Raw genomic sequence first — 13,812 nt, forward strand, 5'->3', positions numbered from 1 at the left:
TTCTTTATATCCAAATCATCTGAGCAGCTCGCTACTGCGCTACTGCTCTCACACCAACACACAAGGAAACCCATGGCACGCACCGTCCAATGCATCAAGCTCGGCAAGGAAGCCGAAGGCCTCGACTTCCCCCCCTACCCGGGCGAACTGGGCAAGCGCATCTGGGAGAGCGTGAGCAAGGAGGCCTGGGCCGGCTGGCTCAAGCACCAGACCATGCTGGTCAATGAAAACCGCCTGAACCTGGCTGACGCCCGTGCCCGCCAGTACCTGGCGCGGCAGATGGAGAACCATTTCTTCGGCGGCGGCGCAGATGCTGCGGCCGGCTACGTGCCCCCCAGCGAGTAAGCAGCGAACCGCGCACCCTTTCGCACCCGTCGCACCACTCAGTCAGCACACACGTCCAAGCCTCATGTCCGAACCAGTGGACTGGCTGCCGGACGGCACACCCTACAGCCCCCGCTTCGGCGACCGCTACCACAGTGAAAAAGGCGGCCTGGACCAGGCCCGCCACGTTTTCCTGCACGGCTGCGGCCTGCCCGCGGCGTGGGCGGGTCAGCCGCTGTGGCGCATCCTGGAAACCGGGTTCGGCTTCGGCCTGAACTTCCTGGTGACCTGGGCTGCCTGGCGGGCCGACCCCGCGCGCCCCACTCTGCTGCACTTCGTCTCGACCGAGGCTTGGCCGGTGAGCCCGGCCGACCTGCTGCGGGCCACCACATCCCATCCCGAACTTGCGCCCCTGGCGCAGGAGCTGCACCGCCAGTGGTGGGGGCTCCTGCCGGGCGTGCACCGCTTGCGCTTCGACGAAGGCCGCGTGCTGCTCACCCTGTATGTGGGCGACACGCAGACGGTGCTGCGCCAGCAGAACCTGACGGTGGATGCGGTCTACCTGGACGGCTTCAGCCCCCAGCTCAACCCTGGGATCTGGGACCTGCACACGCTCAAAGCCGTGGCGCGCTGCTGCCGTCGCGGCACCCGCCTGGCGACCTGGACCATTGCGCGTGCCGTGCGGGATGCGCTCGCTCAGTGCGGGTTCGAAGTGACCCGGGTGCCCGGCGTGCCGCCCAAGCGGGACAACCTGCACGCGGTGTACGACCCGCGCTGGGAGCCGCGCACCTCTCGCCAGGATGCGGAGCCCGCCCCGCAGCCGCCCGGCCGTTGCATCGTGGTCGGCGGCGGCCTGGCCGGTGCGGCCACGGCCGCCAGCCTGGCGCGGCGCGGCTGGCAGGTGCAGGTGCTCGACCAGGCCGACGCCCCGGCAGCGGGTGCATCGGGCCTGCCTGCGGGCGTGTTCGCGCCCCATGTCTCGCCGGACGACAGCGTGCTGTCGCGCCTGTCGCGCAGCGGCGTGCGCACAACACTCCAGCAGGCAGGCTGGCTTCTGCGGGACGGCGTGGACTGGTCTCCCTGCGGCGTACTGGAGCACCGCACCGATGGCACGCCAGGCCTGGGAGCCGGGTGGGCCGATGGAGCCGGAGCCGACTGGAGCGAGGCTGCAACGGCCCTCACGCTGCAGGCCGCCGGCCTGCCCCCGGACACCACCGCCTGCTGGCACCGCCAGGGCGGATGGGTAAGGCCACCCCGCCTGGTGGCGGCACTGATGGCGCAGCCGGGCATCGAGTGGCGGGGGCAATGCGCCGTGGCGCAATTGCGATGTGTGGAACATGCCCCAGCGGGCGCCCCACCCCCCGAACACGCCCGATCGCGTACGGACGGCACGGCGGGTGCGGCCGCCACTGGCACTTCACGCCAGTGGCAGGCCCTGGACGCCGACGGCCGCGTGCTCGCGCAAGCCCCTGTCGTCGTCGTTGCCGCGGGCTCCGGCAGTCCGCACCTGCTCCCGGCTCACTGGCAGTTGCAGCCGGTGCGCGGCCAAGTGTCCTGGGCGGCGATAGCAGAGGGTGCAGCGCCTCCCCCCGTGCCGTTCCCGGTCAACGGCCACGGCAACCTGGTGCCCCGGTTTCCCGCATGTGATGACAACGGCAACCCGGAGAGCGCAGGCAAGGCCCACTCCACGGCCTGGGTGATGGGTTCCACCTTCGAGCGCGATGTCACCGCCCTGCCCCCGTCACCCGCCGACCGCCAGGCCGCGCATGCAGCCAATTGGGCCAAGCTGCAGGCTCTGCTGCCCACGGTGGCTGAGCAGCTGGCGCCAGCTTTCGCCAACGTTGTGCCGTCCGGCCCGCAGCCCGACGCAACCGCCATCCCGACGCAGGCTCCCGCCGCGATCCAGTGCTGGGCGGCCGTACGCTGCACGGCCGCTGATCGCCTGCCCATCGTGGGCCCGGTCGACCAGGCCTCCCTTCCTGGCGTCTGGGCCTGCACGGCCATGGGAGCACGGGGTCTCACGCTGGCGTTGCTGTGCGCAGAGTTGCTGGTGGCCCGGCTGCAGGGCGAGCCCCTGCCTCTGGATGCCAAGCTGGCACGGGCATTGGATAGCGAGCGGCTTTGAGCCACGGCGCGCGCCGCCAGCGGGCGGCTGCGGCCCGTCAAGGGAGGCATCGCCACCCCGCTACATCCCGCATCCATCCTTGCTTATACAAAAAACGACATACTAGAAGGAAAAAACAATAGTTTGTTTTCATAAGCGAGCCTCCTACATTCGCTGCCATGCATGAATTGGCGTTTGTTTTTGCGGGCTTCGCGGTGGGGCTGATCGTCGGCCTCACCGGGGTGGGCGGTGGCTCGCTGATGACGCCTGTGCTGATCTTTTTCTTCGGTGTGAAGCCGCACCTGGCCATCGGCACCGACCTGCTGTTCGCGGCCTTCACCAAGATGGGCGGCACGGTCAGCATGGCGCGCCAGCGCCTGGTGCCCTGGCGCGTGGTGGGCCAGCTGTGCGCGGGCAGCATCCCGGCCGCGCTGCTGTCTCTGTGGGCGCTGCAGATCCTGGGCCCCGCCAGCGGCACGGCCCAGCGCATCATGACCACGACGCTGGGCTTTGCGCTGTTGCTCACCGCTGCGGCCACGCTGTACAAGGTGGTGGCCTTCTCGCGTGAACGCCAGGCGGCCGACCATGCCAAGCGTGTGGCCGGTGCCGAGCATGCAACCCGTCCCCGCCACTGGGTCCTGCCCGTGCTGCTGGGCGCCGTGATCGGCACGATGGTCACCTTCACGTCCGTGGGCGCTGGCGCCATCGGCGTCACGGTGCTGCTGCTGGTCTACCCGCTGCTGCCGCTGCCGCGCGTGATCGGTGCCGACATCGCCTACGCCGTGCCGCTGACGCTGGTGGCCGGCCTGGGCCATGCCACGCTGGGCTCGGTGGATTGGCCTTTGCTTGCACAATTGCTGGCTGGCTCGTTGCCGGGCATCTGGCTGGGCTCGCGCCTGGTCACCCGCACACCTGAACGCCTGATTCGCTCCGCGCTGTCCCTCCTGCTGGCCTGGGCAGGCGCCAAATTAATAATGATCTGATGGGTCCACGATGTATCAATACACCCCCTTTGACAAGACGTTCGTCAAGCAGCGCGCCCGCCAGTTCCGCGACCAGCTCAACCGCTGGCAGGCGGGAAAACTGGCCGAGGACGACTTCCGCCCCCTGCGCCTGCAAAACGGCTGGTACGTGCAGCGCTACGCCCCCATGCTGCGCGTGGCCGTGCCCTACGGCGAGATCGCCAGCCGCCAGCTGCGCGTGCTGGCCACCATCGCCCGCGAGTACGACGAGCCCGAAGCGGCCGTGTTCAAGGCCGCCATGGAAGGCCAGGGCCTGCTGGGCACCACCTTCCTGCCCAAGAACTGCGCCCACTTCACCACGCGCACCAACGTGCAGTTCAACTGGATCCCGCTGTCCAAGAGCGCTGACGTGATGGACCTGCTGGCCACCGTGGACATGCACGGCATCCAGACCAGCGGCAACTGCATCCGCAACACCACCACCGACGCGCTGGCCGGCGTGGCCGTGGACGAGATCGTGGACCCGCGCCCCTACGCGGAAATCATCCGCCAGTGGACCACGCTGCACCCCGAGTTCGCCTTCCTGCCGCGCAAGTTCAAGATCGCCATCAGCGGCGCCAAGGACGACCGTGCCGCCACCGGCTGGCACGACGTGGGCCTGCACCTGGTCAAGAACGATGCCGGCGAGATCGGCTTCAAGGTGTTTGTGGGCGGCGGCATGGGCCGCACGCCGGTGATCGGCACGGTGATCCGCGAGTTCCTGCCTTGGAACCAGATCATGAATTACATCGAGGCCATCGTGCGCGTGTACAACGAGCACGGCCGCCGCGACAACAAGTACAAGGCCCGCATCAAGATCCTGGTCAAGTCCGAAGGCCAGCAGTACATCGACGATGTGGAAGAAGAGTACCGCCAGATCGTGGAGATCGACGGCGGCCCGCACACCGTGCCCCAGGCCGAGTTCGATCGCGTGGCCGCGTGCTTCGTGGCACCCCAGCTGGCCGATATCGCCGACGTGGACCCCGCGGCGCTGCAGGCATCGCTCACGGCCCAGGCCGCCGAGCACACTGCCTTCGGCCGCTGGCTGCAGCGCAACGTGCATGCACACCAGAACCCGCAGCTGCGCGCCGTGACGCTGTCGTTCAAGCGCCCCGGCCAGTCGCCCGGCGACGCGACCAGCGAGCAGCTGATCGCCGTGGCCGACCTGGTGGACAAATACTCCGCCGGCGAAGCGCGCGTGACGCACGACCAGAACGTGGTGCTGCCCTGGGTGCATGCCAGCCGCCTGTTCGACCTGTGGCAAGAGGCCAAGGCCCTGGGCCTGGCCAGCGCCAACGTGCAGTTGCTCACCGACATGATCGCCTGCCCCGGCGGCGACTTCTGCGCGCTGGCCAACGCCCGATCGCTGCCCATCGCAGAGGCCATCACCCAGCGCTACCAGGACCTGGACGAGCTCGACGACATCGGCGAGATCGACCTGCACATCAGCGGCTGCATCAACAGCTGCGGCCACCACCACAGCGGCCACATCGGCATCCTGGGCGTCGACAAGGACGGGAAGGAGTGGTACCAGGTCACGCTCGGCGGCTCGGACGGCTCGGACCTGTCGGGCGCCGCAGTGGCCGGCAAGGTGATCGGACCGTCGTTCTCGGCCGCCGAGGTGCCCGACGTGATCGAAGCCGTGCTGACCACCTACCGCAGCCTGCGCGAAAGCGGCGAGACCTTCCAGAACACCGTGCGCCGCACCGGCCTCGACCCCTTCAAGGAAGCCGCCAAGACCGCCCGCCACCCCGCCAAGGAAGAGTTGGCCACGGCCTGATCGCCAGCCGCCAAGCCCTGATAAGACCCATGAAAATTCTTGCCTCCCAAGACCACCAGCCGCCCGCAGAGGGCGATGCCCGCGCCGTGGCGCTGGCCAACGATGCCGATGCACTGGCGCTGCCGCTCGACGGCGTCGAGCGCGTGGACCTGCATTTCCCCAACTTCACCGATGGCCGCGCGTTCAGCCAGGCCTTCTTGCTGCGCCGCCGCCGCGGGTTCACAGGCGACATCCGCGCCACGGGCGACGTGCTGATCGACCAGTTGGTGCAGATGCAGCGCACGGGCTTTTCGTCGGCCGTGCTGCGCGATGGCGTGGACCCGGCCGATGCGCAGCGCCAGTTCGAGATGTTCCCCGGCTTCTACCAGGGCGACGCGGTGCACCCGCAGCCTCTCTTTGCCGACAAGGCTGCCGCCTGAGCCAGGCCGCAGCGCTGGTACGCACCCCCACGAGCACACCACATGAGCCAATTCGATCTCGCACGCGTCAATGCCGACCTGGGCCGCAACGCCGAAGGCCTCGTCGCCTGGGCACTGGGCCTGGGCCAGAGCCCCATCGTCACCACCAACTTCCGCCCGTTCGAGGCGGTGATCCTGCACATGGTGTCCGCGGTGAACCCTGATGTGCCGGTGGTCTGGATGGACAACGGCTACAACACCGAAGCCACCTACCGCTTTGCCGACGAGGTGACCCGACAGCTGGGCCTGAACCTCAAGATCTACCTGCCCCTGCGCTCGCGCGCACACCGCGAGGCCGTGGACGGACCAACGCCTGCGCTGGACGACCCACGCCACGCCGCGTTCACCGAAGAAGTGAAGCTCGAGCCCTTTGCCCGCGCCCTGCGCGAGACGGCACCCAAGGTCTGGTTCACCGCGCTGCGCGCCACCGACACCGCCGTGCGCGCGCAGATGGACCCGGTCAGCATCAACCCCGACGGGCTGATCAAGGTCGCGCCGCTGCTGCACTGGTCGTCCAAAGAGCTGCACGAGTACTGCGTCAAACACGGCCTGCCCAACAACTTCGACTACGTGGATCCGACCAAGGGCGAAGACAACCGTGAATGCGGTTTGCATATCGCTCACTGAGATGACACCCCCTGAGCCGCTTCGCGTCTTCCCCCACTCTCGCTGCGCGGGAGGGGGACACACCCGGTGGCCCGGCAAAGCCGGTTCCACGAGTGCCCTGGCCTCGGGCGTGCCAGTTGCGCACGCCACGGACATTGAATCGACGACCGAAAGCAACCCACCATGAACGCCCGCACCGATGCCGCGCAGCTGCTGCAGAACAACGACATGAGCTACCACCTGAACAACTCGCACCTGGACGCGCTGGAAGAAGAGACGATCTTCATCCTGCGCGAAGTCGCCGCCGCCTTCGAGCGCCCCACCCTGCTGTTTTCGGGTGGCAAGGACTCGCTGGTGATGCTCAAGTGCGCGGAGAAGGCCTTCGGCGCGGGGCGCATCCCCTACCCGCTCTTGATGATCGACACGGGCCACAACTTCCCCGAGGTGACGGACTTCCGGGACTTGCGCGCCAAGGAGCTGGGCGCGGAGCTCATCGTGCGCAATGTGGAAGATTCGATGGCGCGCGGCACCGTGCGCCTGTCGCACCCCGGCGAAAGCCGCAACGTGCACCAGTCCGTCACACTGCTTGAAGCGATCGAAGAATTCCGCTTCGACGCGCTGATCGGCGGCGCGCGCCGCGACGAGGAAAAAGCCCGCGCCAAGGAGCGCATCTTTTCGCACCGCGACAGCTTCGGCCAATGGCAGCCCAAGGCCCAGCGGCCCGAGCTGTGGACGCTGTTCAACACCCGCCTGCAGCCCAATGAACACTTCCGCGTGTTCCCCATCAGCAACTGGACCGAACTGGACGTGTGGCAGTACATCGACCGCGAAAGCATTGCGCTGCCCAGCATCTACTACACCCACAAGCGCCAGGTGGTGGACAGGAAGGGCCTCTTGATGCCCGTGACCGAGCTGACCCCGCCGCGCGATGGCGATGTGGTGGAGACGCGTGACGTGCGCTTTCGCACCGTGGGCGACATCACCTGCACCGCCCCGGTGGAGAGCACGGCAGCCACCCCGGCCGAGATCGTCATCGAGACGCTGGCCGCCGACGTGAGCGAGCGCGGCGCCACGCGCATGGACGACAAGACGAGCGACGCTTCGATGGAGAAGCGCAAAAAGGACGGGTACTTCTGATGACCACTATGAATTCGATAGCTAGCAGCGCTTTGCAGACAAGCGGTACAGCCCAAAACAACCATGCTTCCGCCTTGAAATTCATCACCTGCGGGTCGGTGGACGACGGCAAGAGCACATTGATCGGCCGCCTGCTGGTGGACAGCAAGGCCGTGCTGCAGGACCACCTGGCCGGCGTGCAGCGCCAAGGCGAGACCGACCTGGCCCTGCTGACCGACGGTCTCTCGGCCGAGCGCGAGCAAGGCATCACCATCGACGTGGCGTACCGCTACTTCGCCACCGAAGAGCGCAAGTTCATCATCGGCGATGCCCCCGGCCACGAGCAGTACACCCGCAACATGGTCACGGCCGCCAGCAGCGCCGACGCTGCCGTGGTGCTGGTCGATGCCACCAAGCTCGACTGGAAGAACGCCGACCTGGCCTTGCTGCCGCAAACCCGCCGCCACAGCCTGCTGGCCCACCTGCTGCGCGTGCACTCGCTGGTGTTCGCCGTGAACAAGCTCGACGCGGTGGAAGACCCCGCCCTCGCCTGGAAGCACATCCAGGGCGCGCTGGCCGCGTTCGCCCAGGCCGCCGGCATTGCCGTGCGCGCCACGGTGCCGGTGTCGGCACTCAAGGGCTGGAATGTGGTGGACGCCCACCCCGGCTGGTGCGGCTACGAAGGCCCCACCCTGCTGCAGGTGCTCGAAGAGCTGCCCAACACACCCGCCGACACGGCGCTGGCCCCCGCCTTCCCGGTGCAGTGGGTCGAGAAGTTCTCCTCTTCGTCCGACACCAGCCAGGGCCGCCGAGTGTTCTGGGGCCGTGTGGCCGCAGGCCGCTTTGCGCCCGGCACCGCCGTTCAGGTCTTCCCGAGCGGCCAGTTGGCCACCGTGGCCCAGGTGCTGGACCACGCCCGCCGGCCCACCGATGTGCCCGCAGGCACCAGCGCCGGCATCATCCTGGACCGCGAGGTGGACGTCTCGCGCGGCGACTGGATCCTGGCCGCGCCCACGGCCGCTGCCGCCGCGCCGGCGGACGACGACTTCGGCGACACCCCGGCCGCCACACCCGCCTGGCCCGCCAGCCGCGAACTGCGCACCACCGTGGCCTGGATGGACGACGAACCCCTGGTCGCCGGCCGCGTGTACTGGGCGCTGCACGGCCACCGCTGGGTCAAAGCGAAGGTCAAGGCCGTCGTGCACAAGCTCAACATCAACACGCTGGCCGAGGAAGCCGCCACGCAGCTCGACCCCAACGCCATCGGCCATGTGCAGCTCGTGCTGCAGGAGGCCATTCCGGCAGCTGCATTCGGCACGGCGCGCGTACTCGGCTCGCTGATCCTGGTGGACACCGCCAGCCACAAGACGGCCGGCGCCGTGCTGGTGAACTGATCCACATCAGGCACGCAACGCCCCGACATCCCTCCCAAGAGAGGGGCCCTGTAACCAAAGGTCGGTGAAAGCCTTAAAATCGAGGGTTTTCACCGACCCACACAACACCTGTCATGACCCACGTCGTCTCCGAAAACTGCATCAAGTGCAAGTACACCGATTGTGTGGACGTGTGCCCTGTGGACTGCTTCCGCGAAGGCCCGAACATGCTCGTCATCGATCCCGATGAGTGCATCGATTGCGCCGTGTGCATCCCCGAGTGCCCGGCCAACGCCATCTTTGCCGAAGAAGACCTGCCCGCAGACCAGATCGCCTTCATCAAGATCAACGCCGACCTGGCCTTTGCCGACGGCTGGAAGAGCATCACCAAGCGCAAGCCCGCCCTGCCCGACGCGGACGAATGGAACGGCAAGCCGGGCAAAGTGAACGAATTGGTGAAGTGACCCTTCACCCCCAACCGTTCGGTCTGAGCTTGTCGAAGCCTTGCGCCGCGCTTCGACAAGCTCAGCGTGAACGGTTTGTGTCGATCCAACTCGACGTGGCGCCTGACGCTGCCACCCTGCCGTGCCGACCATGATTCAAGAAACCGACGCCGTCGTCATCGGTGCCGGCCCCGTGGGCCTGTTCCAGGTCTTCCAACTGGGCCTGCAGGGCATCACCGCCCACCTGATCGACGCCCTGCCCCATGCGGGCGGCCAGTGCGTCGAGCTGTACGGCGACAAGCCCATCTATGACATTCCGGGCATTCCGGTGTGCACCGGGCGCGAGCTGGCGGCATTGCTGCTGCGGCAGATCGAGCCTTTCCAGACCCATTGGCACCTGAACACACTGGTGGCCGCGCTGTCCGTTCAGGATGACGGGCGGCTGCTGGTCGAGACTTCGCAGGGTGCGCAACTGCTGGCGCGCAGCGTGTTCATTGCGGCGGGCGTCGGCGCCTTTGTACCCCGCGCGCTCAAGGTCGAAGGCATCGAGCGGTTCGTGGGCACGCAGGTGCACTACCAGAGCCTGCCGGCCCACGCCGAGGTGGCTGTGCGCCATGTCGTCGTGCACGGGGGCGAAGAGGCTGCCGTGGGGATCGCGGTGGAGCTGGCCGAGCAAGGACTGGCGGCGCGGGTCAGCCTGCTGTACCGCCGCGATGTGTTCCAGGCGCCTGACGCCCTGCTGCAGCGCCTGCAGCAACTGCGGGACGCAGGCCGCATCCATGTCGAGGCCGCCCAGATCACGGGCATCGAGACTGCGGGCGACCGGCTGGCCGCACTGCAGCTGGTGGATGCAGATGGCAGCACCCGCGCGCTGGCGCTGGACCTGCTGGTGCCGGTGCTCGGCATCTCGCCCCGCCTGGGGCCGATTGCCGACTGGGGCCTGGCCATGGACCGCAAGCAGCTGGTGGTGGATACCGAGGCCTTCCGCACCAGCGTGCCGGGCATCTACGCGGTGGGCGACATCAACACCTACCCCGGCAAGCGCAAGCTGATCCTGTGCGGCTTTCATGAAGCCACGCTGGCTGCATTTGGCGCGGCCGAGGCGCTCAAGGGCGACAAGGTGGCGCTGCAGTACACCACCACCAGCCCCCGGCTGCACCAGCTGCTGGGCGTGGCCGTAGCGCCGCCCGCCAGCGCATAGCCTGCGGCCCATGCCCGCCATCATTGGCACGATGCAACGGGCCTGTGGCAAGCGAAGAAAAAAGCACAAAATGTCCAAATGACGGATAGGTGCTCGGCACGATGGCGTCTCCAATCCACCAACAGGAGCACCGCACCATGAGCCAGCCACTGCAATCCATCTGGGACACCTACACCGCGTCGTGGAAAACCGACTCGCCCACCGAGCGCGATGCCCTCTTCGCGCAGTCACTCGACCCCGCCTGCACCTACGACGACCCACTGGCCGCCACGCAGGGCTGGGGGCAACTGACGGCCTACATGGACGATTTTCACCGCCAGGTGCCCGGCGGCCATTTCGTGACGCACTACTTCGCCAGCCACCACCAGCAAAGCATCGCCAAGTGGAACATGCTGGACGGCAACGGCCAGGTCATCGGCGAGGGCGTGAGCTACGGGCGCTACAACGACGGCAACCGCCTGGTCGCCATGACGGGCTTTTTCGAAACGCCCTGATCCGCAGGCCCGCCCGTGCTGCACCTGCGACAACTACAGGAGGGCATCGACTACGTCGAAGCCCACCTCGAATCCGACATTGAGCTGGCCGACGTGGCGCGGGCCGCAGGCCTGAGCCAGTGGCACTTCCAGCGCATCTTCAAGGCGCTGACCCACGAGACCCTGAAGACCTACATCCGCTCGCGCCGTTTTGCGAAGGCGCTGGAGCAACTGGCCGGCACCCGCCTGAGCGTGCTGGACATTGCGCTGGGTGCGGGCTACGACACCCAGGAGAGCTTCACCCGCGCGTTCAAGGACTGCTTTCGGCTGACCCCGTCACAGTACCGCCGCATGGGCAACCGATCGCTCTTCGTGCGCAAGATCCGGCTGGACGAGAGCTACCTGGCGCACCTGCGCCACAACGTCTCGCTGGCGCCGCAGATCGAGGCCCGCCCCGCCATGCGCATGGTGGGCCTGCCCACCGACTACTACGGCATCGACTCCGAAAAGAACAACCTGGGCCAGAAGCTGCCGCCGCTATGGGGCCGGTTCCTGCCGCGCCTGCATGAAATCGCGAACGCTGTGCCCGGCGTCTGCTACGGCGTGGTGCTGCCCGCCGGGCCGCACACCGAACAGCTGCGCTACCTGGCCTGCACCGAGGTGCAGGGCGCCGGCGATGTACCGCCGGGCATGGCGGCGATGGAGATCCCGGCGTCGACCTACGCACGCTTCACCCACCGCGGCGCGGCGCAGAACGTGGACGCGACGGTGAACTACATCTACGGCAGCTGGCTGATGTCCGCAGGTCGGTCGCACACCCTCGGGCCCGATCTGGAAATCTACGGTGCACAGTACCACCCGACGTCCGAGCAATCGGTCATGCACTACGCGGTGCCGGTGCACGCACCGGCGGTCTGAGGCTCAGGCAGCGCCTGCGCCCCACCACTGCAGCGCTGCCGCGTCGTGCAGCGCCTGCAGCACCTGCGACGCGTCCACCGCCTGCGCCAAAGCCAGCGCGCCGCTGTGCCGGTACGCGGGCTCCATCAGCCGCAGGGCGACCGCGATCACGATGGGCGCGGTCACCGCGTAGATGTCCTGGCCCCGCACACCGCTCGTGCGGGCCGTGCCGTTCTGCTCCACCTGCACCACCAGCTCGAACTGCTGGGCCGAGCGGCCCGATGCATCCGCCGCGGTGGGCGGCGGGGTGGCCGCATCGCGGATGTCCTGCAGGGCCGACCGGTTGAGCAGCGAGCGGATGCCCTGCACCGGCAGATGGTGCGCCAGCGTGATGACTTCGCTGAAAGGGATCTCCACCATGGCCTGGCGGCCCAGCGGCGCGACAAAGGTCCAGTCCGGCACATCGGCAGAAGGCACCAGCGGCTCCAGGCGGCCATTCTTCACGACCATGCGGGGCACGGTGTTGCGCTCGCCGGTGCGGCGTGTGCCGGCGGTGGGCCACCAGCGGTCGAGTGCGATGGCGACCGTGATCGCGTCGATGGGACCGGGCGACGCCAGCGACGTGGCCAGCAGGTCGGCCAGGCCGCCGTAGAAAGCCGCGGCCGGGATGGCCACCCGGCCTGCCGCGCGGGCCGGTGCATCCAGGTCGGCCAGGGTGGACCGGGCGCTGGCCTGCTCGGCTGTGACATCAAGGTAGTGGCAGCCTGCGCGCAGTGCGGCGGCACCGACCGGTGCCGCGGTGTCCATGAACGGCCCGGCGCAATTGATGACCACGGCGCAGCCGGCAAACGCCGGGTCCAGGCTGGACGGATCGGCCAGGTCTGCGGTGCGGCAGGCCACGCCCGGCGGCATGGTGTCGGCCAGCTTGCGCGCGTCGCGGCCCACGGCGACAACGGCCAGGCCGCGCCGCAGCGCCTCGTGCACCACGAACTGGCCGGTATGGCCGGCGGCACCGAATACGGCGATAGAGGGATAAGTGGGATTCATGGCAGTCCTCTATAAGGTTGATTTTAAAAAGATACAGACCTGTCTGTTCTTTAAATATTACAGACAGGTCTGTATCATTGTCAACATGCCCAACGCAAAAATTTCTGACTCCGTGTCCGGCCCGGATGTCGCGCCGCTGGACACCCACACCGCAGCCTCCCCCACCCTTCCAGCACCGAGACGCGCTGCCAAGGCCGCGGCCAGCGACGGCGCCGATGTGCGCAGCCGCATCCTGGACACGGCCTCCCGGCTGTTCTACGAACGCGGCGTGCGCGCCGTGGGGGTGGACCTGGTGGTGCTGGAGGCCGAGGTCGCCAAGACCAGCCTGTACCGCTACTTCCCCACCAAGGACGACCTCATCGTGGCGTTTCTGGAGCGGGAGGATGTTGACTTCTGGGCTACCTGGGATGGTGTGGCCGCGCAGTTCCGCGACGACCCGGCGGGCGAGCTGAACGCCCACATGGGCTGGATCGGCGAGCGCCTGGCGCGCTCGAACTATCGCGGCTGCCCGCAGATCAACGTGGCGGCAGAATTTGCCGAGCAGGACCACCCCGCTCGCCTGGTATCGCAGCGGCACATGCAGGCGCTGCGCCAAAAGCTGCGCGCCATCGCCGTGCGGCTGGGGGCGGCGGACCCGGACCGCCTGGCCGCCCAGCTGGCGGTGCTGGTCAACGGCGCCTTCGTGAGCGCGGGCTTGCTCAGCGCGGAGGAAGGCACGGGCGTGCTGCGTGCCGCACTGCAGGCCATGCTGGCGGGCGCGCAAGCCAAGGACTGATGCCATCGAAGGGCTGATGGGCACGAAGGGCTTCGCGTGCGATGGGCAATCCCTGCGCCGCGCCCACATCCTGCGCCTTTGCCGCGCCGTCGTAACCGACCGTTTCCGCGTGGCACAATCGCGCCGCTGCCTTCGGGCGGCAATGCTAGGGGTGTCCCGCCGAGCGCGGGGCTGAGATCACACCCTTTGAACCTGTTGCACACCCGCCGTCCGA

Annotated in this window: 14 protein-coding genes; 13 read left to right on the top strand and 1 reads right to left on the bottom strand. The window is 67.9% G+C overall.

The features are described 5' to 3' along the window. The first annotated feature begins 72 nt into the window (after positions 1 to 72). The 12 genes from KW835_RS07395 to KW835_RS07450 all read left to right on the top strand — a co-directional run bounded on the left by KW835_RS07395 (position 73) and on the right by KW835_RS07450 (position 11,797). A complete protein-coding gene (locus KW835_RS07395; protein WP_218381710.1) occupies positions 73 to 345 on the top strand; it encodes an oxidative damage protection protein in 273 nt (90 codons plus the stop codon). Between the two features lie 64 nt (positions 346 to 409). Beyond that, on the top strand, positions 410 to 2,449 hold the full coding sequence (mnmC, locus tag KW835_RS07400; protein ID WP_218381711.1) for an FAD-dependent 5-carboxymethylaminomethyl-2-thiouridine(34) oxidoreductase MnmC: 2,040 nt from the start codon (positions 410 to 412) through the stop codon (positions 2,447 to 2,449). Between the two features lie 158 nt (positions 2,450 to 2,607). Next, positions 2,608 to 3,411: a sulfite exporter TauE/SafE family protein gene (locus KW835_RS07405; RefSeq protein ID WP_218381712.1), complete on the top strand. Its 804-nt coding sequence runs from the start codon at positions 2,608 to 2,610 to the stop codon at positions 3,409 to 3,411. Positions 3,412 to 3,421: 10 nt separating this feature from the next. Continuing rightward, positions 3,422 to 5,209, top strand: coding sequence for a nitrite/sulfite reductase (locus tag KW835_RS07410; protein WP_218381713.1), 1,788 nt, complete (start codon positions 3,422 to 3,424; stop codon positions 5,207 to 5,209). Between the two features lie 29 nt (positions 5,210 to 5,238). Beyond that, a complete protein-coding gene (locus KW835_RS07415; protein WP_218381714.1) occupies positions 5,239 to 5,628 on the top strand; it encodes a DUF934 domain-containing protein in 390 nt (129 codons plus the stop codon). 42 nt (positions 5,629 to 5,670) lie between these two features. Further along, entirely contained in the window at positions 5,671 to 6,294 is a 624-nt protein-coding gene (locus KW835_RS07420) for a phosphoadenosine phosphosulfate reductase family protein (RefSeq protein ID WP_218381715.1), read from the top strand. Between the two features lie 162 nt (positions 6,295 to 6,456). Then, positions 6,457 to 7,410 (top strand): sulfate adenylyltransferase subunit CysD, encoded by a 954-nt coding sequence (gene cysD, locus KW835_RS07425; RefSeq protein WP_218381716.1) that lies wholly within the window; start codon positions 6,457 to 6,459, stop codon positions 7,408 to 7,410. Further along, the gene (locus KW835_RS07430; RefSeq protein ID WP_218381717.1) at positions 7,410 to 8,783 is read left to right on the top strand and encodes a sulfate adenylyltransferase subunit 1; all 1,374 of its coding nucleotides are present in this window, start codon (positions 7,410 to 7,412) and stop codon (positions 8,781 to 8,783) included. The genes cysD and KW835_RS07430 overlap by 1 nt, the downstream gene beginning before the upstream one ends. A gap of 113 nt (positions 8,784 to 8,896) precedes the next feature. After that, the gene (fdxA, locus tag KW835_RS07435; RefSeq protein ID WP_056168144.1) at positions 8,897 to 9,226 is read left to right on the top strand and encodes a ferredoxin FdxA; all 330 of its coding nucleotides are present in this window, start codon (positions 8,897 to 8,899) and stop codon (positions 9,224 to 9,226) included. A 130-nt stretch (positions 9,227 to 9,356) separates the two neighbouring features. After that, positions 9,357 to 10,406, top strand: coding sequence for an NAD(P)/FAD-dependent oxidoreductase (locus KW835_RS07440; RefSeq protein WP_218381718.1), 1,050 nt, complete (start codon positions 9,357 to 9,359; stop codon positions 10,404 to 10,406). A 137-nt stretch (positions 10,407 to 10,543) separates the two neighbouring features. Beyond that, entirely contained in the window at positions 10,544 to 10,900 is a 357-nt protein-coding gene (locus KW835_RS07445) for a nuclear transport factor 2 family protein (RefSeq protein ID WP_218381719.1), read from the top strand. Positions 10,901 to 10,915: 15 nt separating this feature from the next. Next, the gene (locus KW835_RS07450; RefSeq protein WP_218381720.1) at positions 10,916 to 11,797 is read left to right on the top strand and encodes a helix-turn-helix domain-containing protein; all 882 of its coding nucleotides are present in this window, start codon (positions 10,916 to 10,918) and stop codon (positions 11,795 to 11,797) included. A 3-nt stretch (positions 11,798 to 11,800) separates the two neighbouring features. Here KW835_RS07450 and KW835_RS07455 read toward each other — a convergent pair whose 3' ends face one another. Further along, on the bottom strand, positions 11,801 to 12,823 hold the full coding sequence (locus KW835_RS07455; protein WP_218381721.1) for a saccharopine dehydrogenase NADP-binding domain-containing protein: 1,023 nt from the start codon (positions 12,821 to 12,823) through the stop codon (positions 11,801 to 11,803). Between the two features lie 85 nt (positions 12,824 to 12,908). Between KW835_RS07455 and KW835_RS07460 the strand changes: the two genes are divergently transcribed. Beyond that, positions 12,909 to 13,598: a TetR/AcrR family transcriptional regulator gene (locus KW835_RS07460; RefSeq protein WP_218381722.1), complete on the top strand. Its 690-nt coding sequence runs from the start codon at positions 12,909 to 12,911 to the stop codon at positions 13,596 to 13,598. Positions 13,599 to 13,812 lie beyond the last annotated feature (214 nt).

It is taken from the genome of Acidovorax sp. sic0104, from assembly GCF_019219095.1.
Classification (GTDB): Bacteria; Pseudomonadota; Gammaproteobacteria; order Burkholderiales; family Burkholderiaceae_C; genus Acidovorax.

Excerpts from the sequence above, each read along its gene's own strand:
- KW835_RS07405 (WP_218381712.1), top strand. The coding sequence starts at position 2,608 with ATGCATGAATTGGCGTTTGTTTTTGCGGGCTTCGCGGTGGGGCTGATC.
- KW835_RS07445 (WP_218381719.1), top strand. The coding sequence starts at position 10,544 with ATGAGCCAGCCACTGCAATCCATCTGGGACACCTACACCGCGTCGTGG.
- KW835_RS07430 (WP_218381717.1), top strand. The coding sequence starts at position 7,410 with ATGACCACTATGAATTCGATAGCTAGCAGCGCTTTGCAGACAAGCGGT.
- mnmC (WP_218381711.1), top strand. The coding sequence starts at position 410 with ATGTCCGAACCAGTGGACTGGCTGCCGGACGGCACACCCTACAGCCCC.
- KW835_RS07410 (WP_218381713.1), top strand. The coding sequence starts at position 3,422 with ATGTATCAATACACCCCCTTTGACAAGACGTTCGTCAAGCAGCGCGCC.
- KW835_RS07440 (WP_218381718.1), top strand. The coding sequence starts at position 9,357 with ATGATTCAAGAAACCGACGCCGTCGTCATCGGTGCCGGCCCCGTGGGC.
- KW835_RS07415 (WP_218381714.1), top strand. The coding sequence starts at position 5,239 with ATGAAAATTCTTGCCTCCCAAGACCACCAGCCGCCCGCAGAGGGCGAT.
- cysD (WP_218381716.1), top strand. The coding sequence starts at position 6,457 with ATGAACGCCCGCACCGATGCCGCGCAGCTGCTGCAGAACAACGACATG.
- KW835_RS07395 (WP_218381710.1), top strand. The coding sequence starts at position 73 with ATGGCACGCACCGTCCAATGCATCAAGCTCGGCAAGGAAGCCGAAGGC.
- KW835_RS07420 (WP_218381715.1), top strand. The coding sequence starts at position 5,671 with ATGAGCCAATTCGATCTCGCACGCGTCAATGCCGACCTGGGCCGCAAC.
- fdxA (WP_056168144.1), top strand. The coding sequence starts at position 8,897 with ATGACCCACGTCGTCTCCGAAAACTGCATCAAGTGCAAGTACACCGAT.
- KW835_RS07455 (WP_218381721.1), bottom strand. The coding sequence starts at position 12,823 with ATGAATCCCACTTATCCCTCTATCGCCGTATTCGGTGCCGCCGGCCAT.
- KW835_RS07460 (WP_218381722.1), top strand. The coding sequence starts at position 12,909 with ATGCCCAACGCAAAAATTTCTGACTCCGTGTCCGGCCCGGATGTCGCG.